The organism is Thalassotalea algicola (assembly GCF_012932965.1).
Taxonomy (GTDB): domain Bacteria; phylum Pseudomonadota; class Gammaproteobacteria; order Enterobacterales; family Alteromonadaceae; genus Thalassotalea_F; species Thalassotalea_F algicola.
On sequence record NZ_JABBXH010000008.1, the window covers coordinates 1 to 19,878 of the forward strand.

Sequence of the window (19,878 nt, forward strand, 5' to 3'; positions counted from 1 at the left end):
ATCTTGCATCACCGACCACTTTCTTTTTATTTCTTGAATTATGCTCCACTAAACCCAATTGGTTTGGGTACTTATTGTGGCTAACGCAGTCGCAAATTCGGACGTTGCATCACCGACCACTTTCTTTTTATTTCTTGAATTATGCTCGACTAAACCAAATTGGTTTGGGTACTTATTGTGGCTAACGCAGTCGCATGTTCGGACGTTGCATCACCGACCACTTTCTTTTTACGTTTCGGCTATTTCTAACCTTTAATTCGAATTAGCTAAATGCCTTATTTCGTATTGTATTTACAGTTTTGATTGAAATTCATTCAAGTTATATGTTCATTTAATTTAAGTGGGAAATTACTAAATTTCCAAATGAATCAATTGATTAGATTATGTTCAGTTTTTTCTCTGTTGTTTTTTATTTAAGTAATTGTTTATAAAGGGTAAATAAAATATTTTGGTGATAAACTCGACTCTTGCTTAAAGCATGGCTATAATTGCGCGTCATTATTTTTAATCTGAACATCTTTTATTCAGGTTTTTCCAAGTCCTGATAGGGGCTGACAGCATTTTCATGGTGAGAATTTGCTTGGATAGATAGATGGAAAATAGGAAGCGTATTAAGGCGCTAAATTTGAGGTATATAAATGCAAGTTTCTGTTGAGACTACACAAGGTTTGGAACGTCGTTTAACAATTTCTGTTCCTGCTGAAAAAGTAGATGTGGAAGTTAAAAATCGTCTTCGTCAGTTAGCTAAAACGCAACGTATTAACGGTTTCCGTCCTGGCAAAGTACCACCGTCAGTTATTCAAAAGCGTTACGGTAAAGCAGTTCGTGAAGAAATTACGGGTGAATTAATGCAGCGTAACTTCGTGGAAGCGATTGTTGCAGAGAAAATTAACCCAGCTAGCCGTCCTAACTTTGTTGCAAAAAGCAACGAAGATGGTAAAGCATTTGAGTTTGAAGCAACTTTCGAAGTATACCCAGAAGTTGAAATCAAAGAATTAGAGAAAATCGCTGTAGAGCGTCCAGCTGTTGAAGTAACAGATAAAGACATTGATGAAATGTTCGTTACGTTACAAAACCAGCACAAAACATGGAAAGAGAACAAACGTAAAACTAAGAAAGGCGACAAGCTAACTATCGATTTCTTAGGTCGCGTTGATGGCGAAGAGTTTGAAGGCGGTAAAGCTGAAGGCTTTGAATTAGAGCTTGGTTCTGGTCGTATGATCCCTGGTTTTGAAAAAGAAATCACAGGAATGAAAGTTGGTGAAGAGAAAACAATCAATGTAACTTTCCCTGAAGATTACCATGCGGAAAACCTAAAAGGTAAAGAAGCAGAGTTCGATATCAAAGTAAACAAAACTGAAGGTCCTGTACTGCCTCCAGTAGATGAAGAATTTGCAAAACTTTTTGGTGTTGAAGAAGGCGGTATTGATGCACTTCGTGAAGAAGTGTCTAAAAACATGTCTCGCGAATTAAACCAAGCGGTTAAAGCGAAGGTTAAAGAGCAAGCAATTGAAGGTTTATTAGAAAGCAACGAAGTTGATTTACCAGCTGCTTTAGTAGCGCAAGAAGTTGACGTATTACGTCAGCAAGCGTTACAACGTTTTGGTGGTCAAATGGACCCTAAAAACTTACCTGAGCTTCCTGCAGAAATGTTTGAAGAGCAAGCAAAACGTCGTGTTAAAGTTGGCTTGTTGTTAGGTGAGATTATCAAAGTTAATGAACTTAAAGTTGATGATGCTAAAGTAGATGAATTAATTGAAACTGCAGCGTCAGCATATGAAGACCCTGCGGAAGTAGTTGAATACTACAAAAACAACAAAGAAATGTACCAACAAATGCAAAATGTTGCTTTAGAAGAGCAAGCGGTAGACTTCATTGTTGAGAAAGCAAAGGTTAAAGACAAGAAAGCAAACTTCAAGGACATCATGAATCCTGAAGCAAAATAAGCTTTTTCGTTGACAATACGCTAAGCAATAGCTTAAATGGCTTGTATGGAATCATATGAGCCATTTTTTTTACAGTAAGGAAAATCCGTTGTTTACATCTCATCTTAATAATTCCCTTAGTGATAACAACACAATCGAAAATGCGTTAGTGCCTATGGTGGTTGAGCAAACCGCTAAAGGAGAGCGTTCTTACGATATATATTCACGACTTTTAAAAGAGCGAGTTATATTTTTATGTGGTCAAGTTGAAGATCACATGGCAAATTTAATTGTCGCCCAAATGCTATTTTTAGAGTCAGAAAGTCCAGAAAAAGATATTTTCCTCTATATTAATTCGCCTGGTGGGTCTGTGACAGCTGGACTTGCGATCTACGATACTATGCAATTTATCAAACCAAATATTAGTACGGTTTGTATTGGTCAAGCAGCAAGTATGGGAGCGTTTTTATTATCTGGTGGTGAAAAAGGCAAACGCTACTGTTTACCTAACTCTCGTGTCATGATCCATCAACCATTGGGTGGTTTCCAAGGACAAGCGTCTGATTTTGAAATTCATGCTAAAGAAATTCTTTACATAAAAGAGAAATTAAATCGCTTAATGGCCGATCATACTGGTAAGCCTTATGAGCAAGTATCGGAAGATACTGATCGTGATAATTTCTTAAGTGCAGAACAGGCGGTTGAATATGGCTTAGTTGATGCCATATTAGAACAAAGAGCTGACAAATAAGATGGTAACTTAAGTATTTTGTGAAATACTTATTTGTATAGTGAATCAAATTTTGAAAGATAAAAAGTTTAGAGGTACCGTATGACCGATATTAAAAAAGGTGACGGTGATAGCGGAAAGTTATTATATTGCTCGTTCTGTGGCAAAAGTCAGCATGAAGTACGTAAGTTAATTGCGGGTCCTTCAGTGTTCATTTGTGATGAATGTGTCGAACTTTGTAATGATATTATTCGCGAAGAAATAAAAGAAATTGCGCCTAAGCAAGATAAAGAGTCATTGCCATCGCCAGTAGATATTCGTACGAGCTTGGATGATTACGTTATTGGGCAGGAGCATGCAAAGAAAGTGCTAGCGGTTGCTGTATACAATCATTACAAACGTCTACGCAATGGCGATCAGCATAATGGTGTCGAATTAAGCAAGAGTAATATCTTGCTAATTGGCCCTACAGGTAGTGGTAAGACATTATTAGCTGAAACGCTAGCAAGACTTCTTGATGTGCCATTTACAATGGCAGATGCAACGACGTTGACCGAAGCAGGTTATGTTGGTGAAGACGTTGAAAACATTATCCAGAAGTTACTTCAAAAATGTGACTACGATGTTGAAAAAGCACAGCGTGGCATTGTATATATCGATGAGATCGATAAAATCTCTCGTAAATCTGATAACCCTTCAATTACGCGAGATGTATCAGGTGAAGGTGTTCAACAAGCATTGTTAAAGCTTATTGAAGGTACTATTGCCTCTGTACCGCCTCAAGGTGGTCGTAAGCACCCTCAGCAAGAGTTCTTACAAGTAGATACGTCTAAGATATTATTTATTTGTGGTGGTGCGTTTGCAGGCCTAGATAAGGTGATAGAGCAGCGTTGTGAGACTGGTACAGGGATTGGTTTTGGTGCAGATGTTCGAAGTAAAGATGAGCATAAGTCACTAACAGAGCGCTTCCAAGAAGTTGAACCTGAAGATTTAGTTAAGTACGGTTTAATTCCAGAGTTTATTGGTCGTTTACCTGTAGTAGCTACACTGAGTGAGCTTGATGAAGATGCACTAATTCAAATACTTCAAGAACCTAAGAATGCGTTAACTAAGCAGTTCTCTGCACTTTTTGATATGGAAGATGTCGAGTTAGAGTTCCGAGAAGATGCACTTAAAGCAATTGCAAACAAAGCTATGATACGTAAAACTGGTGCTCGTGGCCTACGTTCAATTGTCGAAGGCGTGTTGCTTGATACCATGTATGAGCTTCCTTCTATGGAGAATGCTAGCAAAGTTGTTGTTGATGAAACGGTAATTAAAGGTGAATCTAAGCCGATAATTATTTATGAAACTCCACAAGATCAAGCTGCATCGGATAGCTAAATAGAGAAACTAAAAAAAGAGCCGTAAAGGCTCTTTTTTATTTTCTCTGTTGAAAGTTATTTTAATATCCCCATATACTTTTTAACGTATATTATTCTTGCATAAGAAGCGCAGTTTAAACTTAATCAAATTGCTGATTTCTTAATCTATTTCCAAGAGAGTTATCTATGACCAATGAATTGTCAGGTGTAGTAGAAATCCCCGTGTTGGCGTTACGTGACGTCGTAGTTTATCCACAAATGGTCATTCCATTATTTGTTGGCAGAGAAAAGTCTATCCGTAGCTTAGATATTGCGATGGAAAGCGATAAACAAGTATTTTTGGTTGCTCAAAAAGATGCAGCGATTGATGATCCTACTTCTGAAGATGTTTATGAAACAGGAACCGTCGCATCGATATTACAAATGCTCAAATTACCCGATGGTACCGTTAAAGTACTAGTTGAAGGGGTTAAACGCGCTAGTATTAAACAGTTTGTTAATACCGAAGAGTATTTTACAGCTGATGTAGAATATATAGTTTCTGAAACCGTAGCTGATGAAAATAGTGACGTGTTGGTACGATCTGCAATTTCTCAGTTCGAAGGTTATGTAAAGCTTAATAAGAAGATCCCACCTGAAGTGCTTACTTCACTTTCTGGTATCGATGATCCTGAGCAACTAGCAGATACTATGGCTGCTCATATGCCATTGAAGCTAAATGATAAACAAAAAGTATTAGAAACCAATAATGTTTCTGAACGTATTGAATTTTTAATGGCGTTAATGGAGGGCGAAATTGACCTTCTTCAAGTTGAGAAGAAAATACGTACTCGCGTTAAAAAGCAAATGGAAAAAAGCCAACGGGAGTATTACCTCAACGAGCAAATGAAGGCTATTCAAAAAGAGCTAGGTGAAATGGACGATGTACCAGATGAAGCCGAACAAATGCTCAAGCGCATTGAGGATGCGCAAATGCCTAAAGAAGCTAAAGATAAAACCATGGCCGAATATCAAAAGTTAAAAATGATGTCGACTATGTCAGCTGAAGCAACCGTAGTGAGAAGTTACATCGACTGGATGTGTAACGTTCCTTGGAAAAAGCGAAGCAAATTGAAAAAGAATTTAAGCTTAGCTGAAGGAGTGCTTGAGAAAGATCATTATGGTCTAGAGAAAGTTAAAGAACGAATTATTGAATATTTAGCGGTTCAACAGCGGGTAAGCAAGCTTAAAGGGCCTATCTTGTGTCTCGTTGGTCCTCCAGGTGTAGGTAAAACCTCCCTTGGTCAATCAATCGCTAAAGCGACAGGTCGAAAATATGTACGTATGGCGCTTGGTGGTGTTCGTGATGAAGCGGAAATTCGCGGTCATCGCAGAACGTATATTGGTAGCTTGCCAGGTAAGTTAATACAGAAAATAGCTAAAGTTGGTGTTAAAAACCCACTGTTTTTACTCGATGAAATAGACAAGATGGCTTCTGATATGCGTGGCGACCCGTCATCAGCGTTATTAGAAGTACTCGACCCGGAGCAGAACACTAGCTTTAACGATCATTATTTAGAAGTCGATTATGACTTATCTGACGTGATGTTTGTTGCTACATCGAACAGTATGGATATCCCTGGACCTTTGCTTGATCGAATGGAGGTTATTCGTTTATCCGGTTATACCGAAGATGAAAAGCTTAACATTGCTCGCCGTCACTTGGTGACTAAGCAGATAGAACGCAATGGCTTAAAGCCAGCTGAAATTGAAATTGATGACAGCGCGATTGTTGGTATTATCCGATATTACACTCGTGAAGCAGGCGTTCGTAGTTTAGAACGTGAAATTTCGAAACTGTGTCGTAAAGCAGTAAAAGCTATTCTTTTAGATAAGTCACTTAAGAAAGTCGAAATTAGCCAAGACAATCTATCTGAGTTTTTAGGTGTTCAGCGTTTTGATTACGGCAAAGCTGAAGATCAAAATCGTGTTGGTTTAGTTACAGGTTTAGCTTGGACTCAAGTAGGTGGTGAACTACTTACGATAGAAACCGCCTCAAATGTTGGTAAAGGTAAGCTTACTTATACTGGCTCGCTAGGCGACGTAATGCAAGAATCTATTCAGGCCGCGATGACTGTTGTCCGTAGCCGAGCGGAAAAGCTACGTGTTAATGAAGACTTTTATGAGAAACGCGATATTCATGTTCATGTTCCTGAAGGTGCAACGCCAAAAGATGGCCCTAGCGCTGGTATTGGAATGTGCACAGCTTTAGTTTCTAGCTTAACTGGTAATCCAGTTAAAGCCGATGTCGCTATGACTGGTGAAATTACATTGCGCGGTGAAGTATTGGCTATTGGCGGCTTGAAAGAAAAGCTACTTGCAGCCCATCGTGGTGGGATTAAAACGGTAGTAATTCCTAAAGATAATGAAAGAGACCTTAAAGAAATACCAGACAATGTGAAGCAAGATTTGGCTATTCACCCTGTAAAATGGATTGATGAAGTCCTAGATATTGCGTTAGAGCACCCGGTTGATAAATGGCAAATTGACCAAAAATAGTGCGTTAAGCGGGTGAAAACAGTGAGAAAAGCGAAAAAATGCAAAAAAATTGGAAAAAAATGCAAATATCGCTTTTCAAACGCTGAAACTGTGGTAAGTTAAGAACGCTGATTACGCTAGACCCTATATAAACAGGGGTTTAGTCGAAGATAATAAAAATTTTATCTATTTTATTTTTTCTTTAACTCGGTGCTTGATGTTCAAAAAGAAGCTTGTTATAAACGTTTCTGCAGGACGCTAAAACAAAAGATAGCGCTGAATAATAACAATTGAAGGGGAAGACACTGTGAATAAGTCTCAACTAATCGAGAAAATTGCTGCTGGTGCAGATATTTCTAAAGCTGCTGCGGGTCGTGCATTAGACTCATTTATTGAAGCAGTTACTGATGAATTAAAAAGTGGTGAGCAAGTTGCTCTAGTTGGTTTCGGTACGTTCTCAGTACGTGACCGTGCAGCTCGCACTGGCCGTAACCCACAAACTGGTGCAACAATTGAAATTGCTGCAGCTAAAATCCCATCTTTCAAAGCTGGTAAAGCTTTAAAAGACGCATGTAACTAATCACAGTTTCATACGTAAGAATTTCAAAGACCACCGTTAGGTGGTCTTTTCTTTTGTGCTTTTGGCAAAATTACAAAAATAACAACCAAAATAGCGTCATAATCAGTTGATGTTACTTCAAGCACAAGGCTGCTTCTGGTAGAATCGCGCACAACAAAACGCACAATGGTGTAAAAGAGAAAAAGATGTTAGAGAATATTAGAGAAAACTCTCAAGGACTCATCGCAAAAGTTATCCTTGGGTTTATTATATTAACTTTCGCTGTTGCAGGTATAGGTGGCTACACCAGCTCTGTAGATACGTCAGTGGCAGAAGTTAATGGTGAAAAAATTAGTCAACAGTCGTTTGATCAAGCGTATCAAGCGCAACGTAACCGTATGGTTCAACAGTTTGGTGATATGTTTGATACATTATCTGCAGACCCTGCATATATGGCCAACTTTCGAAAAGGCGTGATCGATAACCTGATTAATGAAAAGTTAATCGATCAAAATGTTAGAGAGTTGGCGATTCGCATCTCTGACGATGCAATCAAGCAAACCATTCGCACTATGCCTGAATTCCAAATCAATGGAGTATTTGATAATAATCGTTATTTGGCGGTTATTAATCAATCGGGCTTTTTTCAGTCTTCTGATTTTAGAGATTATTTGCGGGTAGAAATGACGCGTCGTCAGTTAAGCCAAGCTTTGGTTGCAACGGAATTTAGTTTGCCATACCAAACGGAGCAGCTTACTGCGTTACAGAATCAAAAGCGTGATATTGCATTTGCAACAGTCGCAGCTGAACAATTTAAATCTGCAGTAGAAGTGACTTCAGAAGAGGTTACTGCTTATTACCAAAGCAACCAAGTCATGTTCGAAAACCAAGAGCAAGTGAAATTAGAATATGTTGAGCTTGATGTTGCAGAAATTGCTAAAAATGTTTCGGTATCGGAAGAAGAAGTTCAAGCATATTACCAAGACAACATTAATGAATTCCGTAAAGAAGAACAGCGTCGAGTTTCGCATATCTTAGTTGAGTTTGGTGAAGATGAAGCAGCAGCTCAAACACAAGCTGAAGCCATTTTAACTCGCTTAAGCTCTGGCGAAGACTTTGCTGAAATTGCTAAAGTGGAATCAGCTGATGCCTTTAGTGGTGAAAATGGTGGTGATCTAGAGTGGATCGAACGCGGTGTAATGGATGAAGCATTTGATGAAGCAGCATTTGCACTAGTCACTGTAGGTGAAACAAGTAGCGTAGTTAAAACTAGCTTTGGTTTCCATATAATAAAATTAACAGAATTGAAAGCTGAGCAAACTCAACCTTTCGAAGAAGTTAAAGAAGAGCTGATGGCGCGAGTAAGTAATGATAAAGCGCAAGATCAGTTTTTTGAATTACAACAAGAATTAGCACGCGTTAGCTTCGAATACCCAGACTCGTTAGATGACGCGGCAGGTGTTGTAAATGCAGAAGTAAAAACAACACAATGGCTAGCTCGAAGTGGAAATCCAGCACCATTTGATTCAACTAAAGTTATTGATGCTGCATTTTCAGATATCGTTTTAAATGAAAGCTTAAATTCAGATTTAATTGAAGTGAGTGATACTATGGTGATGGTAGTTCGCTTAAGCGAGCATCAACCTGCTAATGTAAAACCTTTACTAGAAGTAGAGCCTCAAATTAAAGAGCGTTTAGTTAACGAAAAGGCGACTGAGAAAGCGTTAAATGTAGTGGAAGAACTAGTGACAAAATTCACTTCAGGTGAAGATATTACTGTAGATCTATCAGAAGTCGGCAGTAAATTTGAACAGCATGCTGATATTGCTCGATTTGGTAGTGCTATTGATAATGCAATAATTCGTAAGGCGTTTGTATTACCTCACCCTGTTGAAGGTGCTATTTCTGCAGCAAGTGCTACTTTAGGTAATGGTGACCTTGCCATTGTACAAGTTAGTGCGGTAAAAGCAGGTGATACGGTTGCTGCGCCAAATTTAGCTGAGCAAAAGACAAGTCAGTTAGCTCAATCTGCTTATATGAGTTATCTTGATACATTGCGCGCAACAGCGAAAATAAAGCAAAGAGAATCAGTTCAAGAAAGTAATACTTTTTAATTACAGTTTAGTTTTACTCAACATTTAAAAAAGCGCCTATAGAGGCGCTTTTTTATTGGATGTTTTTATATGAGCTTTACTAGTAGGGCTTAGTGTGTCGCAACGTAATAAGCGCTACCTCGTGGTGACCTGCAATTGCTGATTCATAATCAGCTTTTTGGTATAGGTATGCGTAGGCTGTTTTAACACTTTACTCGTTTTACCATACTCAACAACTCTGCCATTACATAATACCATTACGTCATCACTAAAATGGCGGACAATACCGAGGTTGTGAGATATTAAGACAAATGCTAAGCCCATTTGTTGTTGTAGGTCTAATAATAAATTAATCATCTGCGAGCGGAGCGACGGATCTAACGCAGCTAATGCTTCGTCGAGGATAACTACTTGTGGTGATAATATTATCGCTCTAGCAAGTGATATGCGCTGCTTTTGGCCACCGGAAAACATATGAGGGTAAAAGTTCATATGTTCAGATAATAATCCTACTTTTAACAACGTCGTTTGAATGAGTTTATTTCGAGCTAAATCATCTAGGTTGGTGTTGAGCTTTAGCGGTTCATCCAATAATTGACCAATAGTTAAACTAGGGTTTAGCGTTGTTGAAGAGTCTTGAAATATCATGCGAACGTACTGACAACGTTGCTTAAAGTTCCCGGGAGCTAAGAGTTGTCCATTAAGCTTAATTTTCCCTGTCGTTGGTAGCTCTGCACCAACTAGTAGTTTAGCAAGTGTTGATTTACCGGAACCCATTTCACCAACAATTGCTAATGTTTGATATGCGTCTAATTCGAAAGATATTGGCTCTAACGCTGCAATTTCCTTTGATTTAAACCAATCACCTCGAACTTTATAGGTTTTGCTTAAATTGCTTACTGATAACAAAGTGCTCATTTATAACTATCTCGAAGTGAATAATGACAACTGACTTGATGACCGTGGTAATTTTTAACTTTTGGTGCCGCTACACACGCTTGTTGCGCTCTAGGACATCTTGGACCAAGTCGGCAGCCAATGGGTAGGTGTTGTAATATAGGAATGCTTCCTGGTAACGCCATTAGTCGTGATTTAGCCGGCACATTACTATTGGCATTCAAGCTACTGTCTAGTAGCGCTTGTGTATATGGATGAAATGGCTTATTAAATATTTGTTCGGTAGTACCGGCTTCCACAAATTGACCGCTATACATCACTGTGATGGTATTAGTCCAATGGGTAATATTTTCTAAATCATGACTGATTAAAAGAATAGACATATTTTTAAGTTGGTTTAAGCTTGCTAACAACCTAAATATTTGTCCTTGGTTTGTCGATTCCATAGAGGCCGTAGGCTCATCGGCTATAAGTAACATTGGCCGGCGAGCTAATGCTATTGCTATCATCACTCGCTGACAAAACGCCTCTGTTAGCTGATGCGGGTAGCTTTTGTTACATAGCTCGTGCTGTTTAATCCCGACTTTATGAAGTAACGTAACGGCTGCTTCTTTTCGTTGTTTACGCCGTTGCCAAAAATTACCTGTTAGTTGCGAACTATCTATTGCTTCTTCTAATTGCTCACCGATGGTTGTTGTCGGGTCTAAGCAAGATATTGGCTCTTGAAATATCATGGCAACATCTTGAGTAATAATGGCTTTTCGTTCTTCTATTGGCAAATGAAGCAGTTCTTTGCCACGCCAATGAAACCGATCTGCGCTCACTCGCCATTTGTCATCTAAAACACCGATAATTGCTTGAGCCAGAAGGGACTTACCAGAGCCAGATTCACCAACTAAGCCTCTTACTTCGCCTTCTTTCATTGCTAAACTTACTCGATCTACAGCGAGTGTAGATTCATTTTTTCCTATCAGCTCAATTGATAGGTTTCTGATATCCAGTAAATTCATTAGCTAAATTTTCTCAGTTTTATCGCGTGACGTAAGCCTTCACCAACTAAATTAGTTGCTACAACGGCAAATAATATTGCTAAGCCGGGCAAGTATACTGTCCAAGGAGCGATATAAAATAAATCGAAGCCACTTGCTAACATGGCGCCCCATTCAGGAAGAGGAATCGGTGCACCTAGTCCTAGAAAACCAAGCGCAGCAATGTCTAAAATTGCTGCTGATTGTGCAAAGGTAGCTTGGCTAACAATTTTTTCAATAATATTGGGCATTACTGAGTAATGTAAAATTCGTAATGAACTAGCTCCGTCAAGTTTAGAAGCAAGTACATAATCTTTGGCAAACTCTTCTTTCACAGCATTTCGTGTGATGTGAATAAATTGCGGAATTAATACCATGATCACAGCCCACAAGGTATTACTTAAACCAGGGCCGAGAATGGCGACAATTACTATTGCTAGTAAAAGTGAAGGTATCGATAAAATAACGTCGAGAAAATGATTTAAAAAGCTTGATTTAACCCCTCTGGTTAAAGCCGATAATGAACCGATGAAAACGCCAATAACAGTGGCAATAATAACGACAATGAAGCTCAGCCCAAAAGTAAGTGACGTGCCATGCATTAATCGAGATAGCATATCTCGTCCTAAATCGTCGGTGCCTAACAGGTAGCTAATATTGCCGGCATCATCCCAAGCTGGAGGAAGCATCGCCATTGCAACATTGCTCTCTACAGATGAATGTGGCGCCAAAATAGGGGAGAATATGGCAAGAATCACTAAAAATATAAACGCACCTAAACCAATCATAATGCTTGGTGTTTGGCGAAAGATGATCCACAACTGTATAAGTGGCGATGGAAACTCTTCTTCTTGATAAATCTTATCGCGAGCCATATTTAGCGCCTCGTGCCAATGGGTTTAAAGCCGCATAGGTGTAATCAGTAATTATATGCACAATAAATATAAAGGTAGATAATACTAATAACCCGCTTTGAATAGCGGTGTAGTCACGTTGATAAATACTTTCTATCAACCATCTACCAATCCCAGGCCAGTTGAATATTACTTCGGTGATCATTGCCAAAGTCACAAGGTTAGCAAACTGTAAGCCGATATGCTGGATAACTTTAATCAATGCATTGCGGATTGCATGCCTGAAAATAATTTGAATAAAACTTAAGCCCTTGGCTCTCGTCGCTCTAATATAGCTAGTCTCTAAAACGGATAACATGGCAGAACGAGCAAGCCTAATAAAAACGGTTGCAGGAGCGGCGGCAATAACAAAAGCAGGCAGAATAATATGTGCGTAAGCATTTTGTAGTGCTTGCCATTTGTGTGGGCTTTCGCTTACCAGAATATCGATAAACATAAAGCCAGTAGGCCGTTCAATTTCGTAAAGTAAACTGATTTGCCCACCAGAGGGTAGCCAACCTAGTTGAATTGAAAAAGTTAATATTGCTAGTAAACCTAGCCAAAATACAGGTACAGAATAGCCAATCATGGCGACTGCCAGTATTACATTATCAGTTACTTTATTATGATTAATGGCTGCTACAAACCCTATTGGTACACCAATGACAGTTGCTATAACAAAGGCAAACATACTCAATTCAATGGTTGCTGGGAGTAGCCTGACTATCTCGCCAGCGATATCAGTTTGCGAACTCATTGATACGCCTAAGTCACCAGAAAATATATGAAATACATAAGCAAGGTATTGTTCGAAGATATTGCCTTCTTGATTATAACTCGTCGCTAAAATAGCAAGTTCTTGTTCAGTGGCGTTTATTTGACCTGAGATATTAATTAATTGCTCGCCAGGAAATAAAAAAGATAGGCTAAAACTCAAGATTGTTAGCAATAACATCGTAAATAAAAATAAGTTGAGTTTTCGAAGTGTAAATATAAACATTATTGTTTACTTACCTCCGCAAAATTAACTCCACCAAAAGAGGTAAGTAACTGCCCTTTAACTTTTTTATTTCTGGCTTGAAATCTTTTTGAGTGGGCAATTGGCAATAACGGCAATGCTTGTTGAATTATTGCTTGCGCTTGGAAATATAAATTCTTTCGTTGATTAATATTCGTTGTTTGTAAAGCTAGTTTCAATAAATTATCGAATTCCTGATTACACCATAGGGCCCTATTACTACCGGTAACTACAGAACTACAACTTAATAAAGGGGTAAGAAAGTTATCAGGATCTGGGTGATCAGCTGACCAACCAAGTAATACTGTTTGATGTTCACCTAAACTTAATCGCCTTAAAAATGTCGACCACTCGTAAGAGACTATTTCGACTTGAACCCCAATTTCACTTAAGTCTGCTTGAATAAGTTTCGCCATTGTTAATGCATTTGGATTATAGGCCCTTTGCACCGGCATCGCCCAAATATCCATGCTAAAACCATCTTTATAACCCGCCTCTATTAGCATTTGTTTGGCCTTTATCGGCGAGTATTCGTGTGGCTGAATACTCTTATCATGTGCCCAGGAGTTCTTAGGTAATATGGCATTCGCTATTTCTGCTTTGCCGCCGTATACAGCATCAATTATCGCTTCTTTATTTATTGCGTGAGATATTGCTTTTCTTACTCTTTGATCATCAAATGGCGGCTTATGAGTGTTAAAGCCTAAATAACCAATATTAAACGATGTCACTTCTTCTAATTGCAATTCAGGATTTTCTTGAATTTTGTGAGGTGCAATAGGGTAGGCTATTACATCACACTCATTGGTTAATAATTTAGTTAGTCGGCCTGTATCGCTTGTTGTGATATCAAATACTAGCTGCTCTAACGCGACATTATTGTGCCAATAGTTATCATGACGATAATAACGTAACAAAGAACCTGGTTGATATGATTTTAACTTAAAAGGCCCTGTACCAATGGGATGGACATCAATATCATCTTTTCTATCTTGTTCCGCCAATAGGTCTGCATATTCTTTTGATAAAATTACTGCGTAATCGGTAGCCAAATTGGCAAGAAATGAGCTATTTGCTTGGTGCAGTTTAAATCGCACAGTGTGGTCATTTATTTTTTCAATTTCTTTAACAATATTGCTAAATTGAACGTTTTGAAAAAAGGGATATTTTCCTTCTGACACCAAATGAAATGGATGTTCGCTATCTAATATTCGATTAAAGCTAAATAAAACATCATCAGCATTGAATAAACGCGTTGGATAAAAATAATCAGTACTATGGAAATGGACATCTTTACGTAAGTAAAAAGTGATCATTTTACCGTCACGAGTAACGTGCCATGACTTAGCTAATGCTGGTGCGATGCTATTGTCATCATTAAACTTAATTAATCGGTTATATAATTGATTGGCTATTGCATCAATTGTAGTGCCTGAAGTATCAGTTTGCGGATTAAAGGAAGCAGGGGAGCCTTCCGCACAGTAAATTAAACTGTTTTCGGCAATTTGTTGGTTTTCAGTTTCACAGCTGGCAAGCATCGATACGGAAAATATCGCAATAGCTTTTGCCAGCCATACATTAACCTTCATCTAAACTGTTTCCATCGAGTAAGTTATATTTCTTTAGATAACCTCTTAATTGATGGTAGGTTAATTCTAACGCATCTGCTGTTTTCTTTTGATTATACTGACAATTTGCAAGAGCTGACTTTATTAATTTTATTTCATAATCTTGAGAAAGGTTCTTTAACGATAATGGGAAATTCGTATTTATCTCTTGCACTAATTGTTGACTCGGCTCTGTTTCTTTAGGCGAACTGACTTTATCTATAGTTGATTGAGTTTCTTTTTCTCGTTCTACGACTCGGTCTTGTGTTTTAACACGTTGAGTTGGGCGATAAGGTGACTCAAATGGGTCGATAACTAGTTCATGAACGGGAAGATGCGGATTGTTGCAACGGTAAACACTTCGTTCAACGACATTTTTTAATTCACGAATATTACCGGGCCAATGATATTCCAACATTGAACGCTTAGCTTTTTCAGTGAAGCCACTGAATAATTCAAATTCTAATTCCCTTGCCATATTGATGGCGAAATTTTCCGCTAATATAAGAATATCTTCTACGCGCTCTCTTAATGGTGGAAGGGTAATAACATCAAAGGCCAATCTATCGAGTAAGTCAGCTCTAAATTCACCTTTTTCTGCAAGTGTTGGTAGGTCTTCATTGGTCGCCGCGACCAATCTTGCATCAGTTTTGATTGTACGTGAACCACCGACTCGTTCAAATTCACCATATTCGACCACTCTCAATAGCTTTTCTTGAATTAGCCCTGAGGTGTTTGCAATTTCATCGAGAAACAATGTGCCTTTATCTGCACGCTCAAAGCGACCTTCATGGCGCTTATTAGCACCAGTAAATGCGCCACTTTCATAACCAAACAATTCACTTTCTAATAAGTTTTCATTTAATGCTGCACAATTGAGCTTTAAATAATTTTGTTCCCAACGCTTAGATAAGTAATGCAGGCGTGCGGCAACCAGCTCTTTACCTGTTCCTCGCTCACCAATAATAAGAACAGGTTTACTTAACGGCGCTATTTGAGATATTTGCTCCAATACTTCTAAAAAGCTATTGGATTGGCCAATTAAATTATCCTGTTGGTTAAAGCGCGACATGATGATCCTAATTATTAGTTTATTTCGCTAACAAATAGTGTATTTTATTAACGAAAGAGTTTGAAGTATTTTCTTAAAATTAAATAAATTTATAATATACAGTAAGTTAGCGTTTTGTTGGCGAGTTGGCTTGGATAATGAATATAACCAATACAAACGAAACGAAGATTAACTTTATTGAGGAAGTAATTATGGGTGTTTTTTCAAGGTTTACCGACATCATTAATTCAAATATCAATTCGCTATTAGATAAAGCGGAAGATCCAGAAAAAATGGTGCGCTTAATTATTCAGGAAATGGAAGATACGCTAGTAGAAGTACGCTCAAGTTCAGCGAAGACTCTAGCTGACAAAAAGGAGTTATCTCGTCAAATCACGCGCTATGAAAAAGATGCGGACCAATGGCAAGAAAAAGCTGAGCTGGCATTAAGTAAAGGTCGTGAAGATTTAGCAAGAGCTGCATTAATTGAAAAGAAAAAATGCAGTGAGAGTGCAGAGTCTTTAGCTGAGGAGCTTCAGCATGTAGACGAACATATCGCTAAATTGCAGGGTGAAATTACACAATTGCAAGATAAGCTAGCAGATGCAAAGGCACGTCAAAAAGCGATATTAATGCGCGAAAAAACGGCGAGCTCTCGACTGAAAGTTAAAAGTAAAATCGATAGTGACAAGGTTGAAGATGCATTAAGCCGGTTCGATCGCTATGAACGTAAAATTGATGATTTAGAAGCACAAGTTGAAGCACAAGACCTAGGTAGTAAGTCATTAGCCGATGAAATTGCTGAATTAGAAAGTGATGAAAACATTGATGACGAGTTAGCGCAATTAAAGGCTAAAATGGATAAGAAAAAGAAGTAGATTAGTCTAGAATTACCGCGTTAAGTAAAGGAGAAGTATTGTGGAAGAAATTATTGTTGCCCCGATTATTATATTTATGTTGGTTGTCGCGCCGATTTGGTTAATTTTACATTACCGCAGCAAGCGTCAAATTAGCCAAGGATTGAGCGAAGAAGAATATGTTCAGTTGTCTGAATTGTCAGAACTAGCAGATAAAATGGCCGATCGCATTAAAACATTGGAAGCAATTTTAGATGCTGAATCACCAGATTGGAGAAATAAAGTATGAGCATAAAACGTCGCGGAGAGTTATATCGAATCCCAAGCCAGGGAAAGATAGCCGGCGTTTGTGCAGGAATTGCTGACTATTTCGGCTGGGAAACTTGGTTAATTAGAGTATTGATGGTTTCGGGCGTACTATTTGGAATGCCTTGGTTAGTATTTTTATATATTGCTGCCTGGTTTATTTTAGACAAGAAGTCTGCCAGTAAAGTCAATGTAGACCTTAATCCTGAAGATGCTCAAGAAGCCAAAAAAGCTGAATTTGAAAGAGAACTTAATGCTGAACCAATTCGCGTAAAAGCACGGATTTGGCAAGCAGGAGAACCACCTAAACAAGCTTTCCATGATATTAGACGTAAATATATGTCGATGGAGAAAGAGCTTAGAAAGATGGAACGTTATGTAACTTCATCCGAGTTTACAGTTTCTCGCGAAATCAATAAATTATAAAGCGACTCAAGGTCGCTTTATTTTTTTATTGTCTAACCACTTGTTATCTATTAGCAAAAACCGATAACATCAAAACAAAGTAATAAGCCTTTAAGGCATCGTAGTTTATGTCTTTAATTAACCGCGAAAAGCTAAACCAGTTTAAGCATAAAGCCAGTGATATGTTGAATAAGTCGCTAGACCAACATGTTAATCTTGCTGTTACCGGTTTAAGTCGAAGTGGAAAAACCGCCTTTATCACTTCTATTGTTAATCAACTCTTAAACGAAGGGAGTGAGACTCATTTAACGTTTTTTAATCCTGTTCATCAAGGTCGATATATTGCTGCTAAACGAGTAACGCAAAAGAATATGCATGTAGCTCGCTTTGATTATGAGCAGTCGTTGTCAGCATTTGAACAAAACCCTCCTATGTGGCCAGAACCGACTACAGGTATAAGTGAAATAAGGTTGGCTATTAAATATCAACCTAAAGATTCATTATTAAAATATGCCACTGATATGGCAACGTTAACGCTTGATATAACGGATTATCCAGGGGAGTGGTTGCTCGACTTGCCAATGCTTACGCTGACATTTGAAGAGTGGTCAGAAAAAATGGTGGCGTTACTTCAAGAGTCCCCAAGAAAAGAGTTTGCAGCCAATTGGCTTGAGAAAGTAAATGGCATAGATCCATTTCAAATAGCCAATGAAGATGAAATTGCTACCTTAGCTAAAGAGTATACGGGGTTATTACAGATATTTCGTCGTAAACTAGGCCTATCAGTCATTCAACCAGGCCGTTTTATTTTGCCCGGTGAACTTGCCGGCGCACCAATATTGGAGTTTTTCCCTTTTGTTGGCATCGATGATATAGATGGAAATGCCTATCAAAATGCTGATGATACAAGCTTTATAGGTACTTTAAGAGCTCGTTTTTTAGAGTATCGTGAAAGAGTCGTCAAAAAGTTCTATAAAACTTATTTTCTTAAATATGATCGACAAATAGTGTTAGCAGACTGTTTGACGCCGTTAAATAATGGTGAAGCCAGCTTTCAAGATTTACAACAGGCTATTAATATGATCATGGAAAGTTATCACTATGGTCAATCGAGCATATTATCTAGGCTGTTTTCGCCCAAAATAGATAGGTTGTTATTCGCGGCAACGAAAGCTGATCATATAACGTCTGAGCAGCACCCTAATTTAGTGGCATTATTGAACCAATTGATTCACGGCACTAAGCAGAAATTGAATTTTGACGGCATTGAAATGAAAACACTTGCTATTGCATCGGTAAAAGCGACTGAGAATGGCACCACGGAACACCAAGGTCGAAAGATGCCGGTAATACGTGGCTTGTCACTAGATAATAATCAAATGGTGACATTATTTCCTGGCACTGTGCCAGATAAACTTCCAGAAAGTTCTTTTTGGCAACAACACCAGTTTAATTTTTTAAATTTTGCTCCAAACAAGGTGGTCGCAAAACATCAAGTGCTACCTCATTTACGCCTTGATCAAGTTCTGCAGTTTTTATTGGGAGACAAAATGTCATGACAAAACCAACTAAGTTTCAACAGCAAATACTTTTTGAAGAGCAAGAGGTTAAGGTTCAAGGGGAAGAGCAATTACCGGTTGTTCAACAAGTTGTTGTTGATAATGAAAGCTGGCAGCAAATTGACGACGAAGATGAGCAATTATTTGAACAAGATATCAATAGTTCTTCCGGATGGATGTGGAAAATATTTGTCAGTTTATTTGCTGTTGTTGTAGGCATAGAGCTGGTTGAGTTTTTTACTATAGGCCTTACCGAATCACCAATTTTAACTTCATTGTACGGTCTGTTATTAATCATAGTTGGCGTGGTGGCGTCGAGCAGTTTAATTAAAGAATTTAGTGGGCTTAGTCAATTAAAAAGTCGCGAAAAACTGCGTGGTCAATTAACCGAGTTAAATGACAGTGATGCCTTTGAAAATGCCGCTCCAATCTTAGAGAAAGTAACATCTAGCTTAGCTACAGATTTTACCGTTGAACAAACCGAAAGATGGCAACAAACGTTGGCTAAAGGCTATTCAGACCCTGAATTGATCAAACTCTATTCTCGACAAGTGTTATCTGAAACAGACAACAAGGCACTTGCAGAAGTGGCAAGATTTTCTTCTGAATCTGTTGTCTTAGTAGCACTAAGTCCTATAGCAATTCTTGATATGTTAATTATGCTTTGGCGAAATTTGAAAATGATCGACAAAGTCGCAGGCCTATATGGACTAAAACTAGGGTATTGGAGTCGTATCAAACTAATAAAACAAGTTATCGCGAACATGGTGTATGCAGGTGCCAGTGAAGTGGTCGCTGATGTCAGTGCTGATATGCTAGGCGCCGACATTATGGGAAAACTATCAGGCCGATTAGCGCAAGGGTTAGGCGCAGGAATGCTGACAGCTCGTCTTGGATTAAAAGCCATTTATATGTGCCGTCCCGTTCCATTTGATGAGAGCGCACCGAAGCTCTCTCAGGTAAGAACTGAAGTTGTTGGCCAAATTAAACAGCTTGTTAAAGGCACTAAGCGGTAAGCTAATTGACAAATGACGTACACTTATCTGTACGTCACATAGGTTTGTTTGCT

General features: G+C 38.5%; 17 protein-coding genes. 11 read left to right on the forward strand and 6 right to left on the reverse strand.

The window, feature by feature from the left end; genetic code table 11:
* Window positions 1-638 precede the first annotated feature (638 nt).
* The 6 genes from tig to HII17_RS17485 all read left to right on the forward strand — a co-directional run bounded on the left by tig (window position 639) and on the right by HII17_RS17485 (window position 9,209).
* The gene (gene tig, locus HII17_RS17460; RefSeq protein ID WP_169076661.1) at window positions 639-1,946 is read left to right on the forward strand and encodes a trigger factor; all 1,308 of its coding nucleotides are present in this window, start codon (window positions 639-641) and stop codon (window positions 1,944-1,946) included.
* Window positions 1,947-2,034: 88 nt separating this feature from the next.
* On the forward strand, window positions 2,035-2,676 hold the full coding sequence (gene clpP, locus HII17_RS17465; RefSeq protein WP_268969176.1) for an ATP-dependent Clp endopeptidase proteolytic subunit ClpP: 642 nt from the start codon (window positions 2,035-2,037) through the stop codon (window positions 2,674-2,676).
* An 81-nt stretch (window positions 2,677-2,757) separates the two neighbouring features.
* A complete protein-coding gene (gene clpX / locus HII17_RS17470) occupies window positions 2,758-4,038 on the forward strand; it encodes an ATP-dependent protease ATP-binding subunit ClpX (protein ID WP_169076663.1) in 1,281 nt (426 codons plus the stop codon).
* Between the two features lie 167 nt (window positions 4,039-4,205).
* Complete coding sequence (gene lon, locus HII17_RS17475) at window positions 4,206-6,557, forward strand: endopeptidase La (RefSeq protein WP_169076664.1); 2,352 nt, start codon at window positions 4,206-4,208, stop codon at window positions 6,555-6,557.
* A 286-nt stretch (window positions 6,558-6,843) separates the two neighbouring features.
* Entirely contained in the window at window positions 6,844-7,116 is a 273-nt protein-coding gene (gene hupB, locus HII17_RS17480) for a nucleoid-associated protein HU-beta (RefSeq protein ID WP_169076665.1), read from the forward strand.
* Window positions 7,117-7,301: 185 nt separating this feature from the next.
* On the forward strand, window positions 7,302-9,209 hold the full coding sequence (locus tag HII17_RS17485; protein WP_169076666.1) for a SurA N-terminal domain-containing protein: 1,908 nt from the start codon (window positions 7,302-7,304) through the stop codon (window positions 9,207-9,209).
* A gap of 114 nt (window positions 9,210-9,323) precedes the next feature.
* Here the strand turns inward: HII17_RS17485 and HII17_RS17490 are convergent, their stop codons facing one another.
* Genes HII17_RS17490 through pspF form a run of 6 tightly spaced genes read right to left on the reverse strand, consistent with a single transcriptional unit; the run spans window position 9,324 to window position 15,703 of the window.
* Entirely contained in the window at window positions 9,324-10,106 is a 783-nt protein-coding gene (locus HII17_RS17490; RefSeq protein ID WP_169076667.1) for a peptide ABC transporter ATP-binding protein, read from the reverse strand.
* Window positions 10,103-11,095 carry a peptide ABC transporter ATP-binding protein gene (locus HII17_RS17495; RefSeq protein ID WP_169076668.1) on the reverse strand — a complete coding sequence of 331 codons (993 nt, stop codon included), beginning with the start codon at window positions 11,093-11,095 and terminating at the stop codon, window positions 10,103-10,105. Before HII17_RS17495 ends, HII17_RS17490 begins: the two co-directional genes overlap by 4 nt.
* Window positions 11,095-11,988 carry an ABC transporter permease subunit gene (locus HII17_RS17500; RefSeq protein WP_169076669.1) on the reverse strand — a complete coding sequence of 298 codons (894 nt, stop codon included), beginning with the start codon at window positions 11,986-11,988 and terminating at the stop codon, window positions 11,095-11,097. Before HII17_RS17500 ends, HII17_RS17495 begins: the two co-directional genes overlap by 1 nt.
* Window positions 11,975-13,006 carry an ABC transporter permease subunit gene (locus tag HII17_RS17505; protein WP_169076670.1) on the reverse strand — a complete coding sequence of 344 codons (1,032 nt, stop codon included), beginning with the start codon at window positions 13,004-13,006 and terminating at the stop codon, window positions 11,975-11,977. Before HII17_RS17505 ends, HII17_RS17500 begins: the two co-directional genes overlap by 14 nt.
* Entirely contained in the window at window positions 13,006-14,613 is a 1,608-nt protein-coding gene (locus HII17_RS17510; protein ID WP_169076671.1) for an ABC transporter substrate-binding protein, read from the reverse strand. The genes HII17_RS17505 and HII17_RS17510 overlap by 1 nt, the downstream gene beginning before the upstream one ends.
* Entirely contained in the window at window positions 14,603-15,703 is a 1,101-nt protein-coding gene (gene pspF, locus HII17_RS17515) for a phage shock protein operon transcriptional activator (RefSeq protein ID WP_169076672.1), read from the reverse strand. Before pspF ends, HII17_RS17510 begins: the two co-directional genes overlap by 11 nt.
* Window positions 15,704-15,894: 191 nt before the next feature.
* Between pspF and pspA the strand changes: the two genes are divergently transcribed.
* The 5 genes from pspA (at window position 15,895) to HII17_RS17540 (ending at window position 19,825) form a co-directional block, all read left to right on the forward strand.
* Window positions 15,895-16,560 carry a phage shock protein PspA gene (gene pspA / locus HII17_RS17520; RefSeq protein WP_169076743.1) on the forward strand — a complete coding sequence of 222 codons (666 nt, stop codon included), beginning with the start codon at window positions 15,895-15,897 and terminating at the stop codon, window positions 16,558-16,560.
* 40 nt (window positions 16,561-16,600) lie between these two features.
* Window positions 16,601-16,828: an envelope stress response membrane protein PspB gene (gene pspB, locus HII17_RS17525; protein WP_169076673.1), complete on the forward strand. Its 228-nt coding sequence runs from the start codon at window positions 16,601-16,603 to the stop codon at window positions 16,826-16,828.
* Window positions 16,825-17,271 (forward strand): envelope stress response membrane protein PspC, encoded by a 447-nt coding sequence (gene pspC, locus HII17_RS17530; RefSeq protein ID WP_169076674.1) that lies wholly within the window; start codon window positions 16,825-16,827, stop codon window positions 17,269-17,271. The genes pspB and pspC overlap by 4 nt, the downstream gene beginning before the upstream one ends.
* A 107-nt stretch (window positions 17,272-17,378) precedes the next feature.
* Window positions 17,379-18,809: a YcjX family GTP-binding protein gene (locus HII17_RS17535; RefSeq protein ID WP_169076675.1), complete on the forward strand. Its 1,431-nt coding sequence runs from the start codon at window positions 17,379-17,381 to the stop codon at window positions 18,807-18,809.
* A complete protein-coding gene (locus HII17_RS17540; RefSeq protein ID WP_169076676.1) occupies window positions 18,806-19,825 on the forward strand; it encodes a YcjF family protein in 1,020 nt (339 codons plus the stop codon). The genes HII17_RS17535 and HII17_RS17540 overlap by 4 nt, the downstream gene beginning before the upstream one ends.
* Window positions 19,826-19,878 lie beyond the last annotated feature (53 nt).

What these genes read in the sequence shown, in the direction of transcription:
- tig (WP_169076661.1), top strand. Translation starts at nt 639, where the DNA reads ATGCAAGTTTCTGTTGAGACTACACAAGGTTTGGAACGTCGTTTAACA.
- clpX (WP_169076663.1), top strand. Translation starts at nt 2,758, where the DNA reads ATGACCGATATTAAAAAAGGTGACGGTGATAGCGGAAAGTTATTATAT.
- lon (WP_169076664.1), top strand. Translation starts at nt 4,206, where the DNA reads ATGACCAATGAATTGTCAGGTGTAGTAGAAATCCCCGTGTTGGCGTTA.
- HII17_RS17485 (WP_169076666.1), top strand. Translation starts at nt 7,302, where the DNA reads ATGTTAGAGAATATTAGAGAAAACTCTCAAGGACTCATCGCAAAAGTT.
- HII17_RS17490 (WP_169076667.1), bottom strand. Translation starts at nt 10,106, where the DNA reads ATGAGCACTTTGTTATCAGTAAGCAATTTAAGCAAAACCTATAAAGTT.
- HII17_RS17495 (WP_169076668.1), bottom strand. Translation starts at nt 11,095, where the DNA reads ATGAATTTACTGGATATCAGAAACCTATCAATTGAGCTGATAGGAAAA.
- HII17_RS17500 (WP_169076669.1), bottom strand. Translation starts at nt 11,988, where the DNA reads ATGGCTCGCGATAAGATTTATCAAGAAGAAGAGTTTCCATCGCCACTT.
- HII17_RS17505 (WP_169076670.1), bottom strand. Translation starts at nt 13,006, where the DNA reads ATGTTTATATTTACACTTCGAAAACTCAACTTATTTTTATTTACGATG.
- HII17_RS17510 (WP_169076671.1), bottom strand. Translation starts at nt 14,613, where the DNA reads ATGAAGGTTAATGTATGGCTGGCAAAAGCTATTGCGATATTTTCCGTA.
- pspF (WP_169076672.1), bottom strand. Translation starts at nt 15,703, where the DNA reads ATGTCGCGCTTTAACCAACAGGATAATTTAATTGGCCAATCCAATAGC.
- pspA (WP_169076743.1), top strand. Translation starts at nt 15,895, where the DNA reads ATGGGTGTTTTTTCAAGGTTTACCGACATCATTAATTCAAATATCAAT.
- pspC (WP_169076674.1), top strand. Translation starts at nt 16,825, where the DNA reads ATGAGCATAAAACGTCGCGGAGAGTTATATCGAATCCCAAGCCAGGGA.
- HII17_RS17535 (WP_169076675.1), top strand. Translation starts at nt 17,379, where the DNA reads ATGTCTTTAATTAACCGCGAAAAGCTAAACCAGTTTAAGCATAAAGCC.
- HII17_RS17540 (WP_169076676.1), top strand. Translation starts at nt 18,806, where the DNA reads ATGACAAAACCAACTAAGTTTCAACAGCAAATACTTTTTGAAGAGCAA.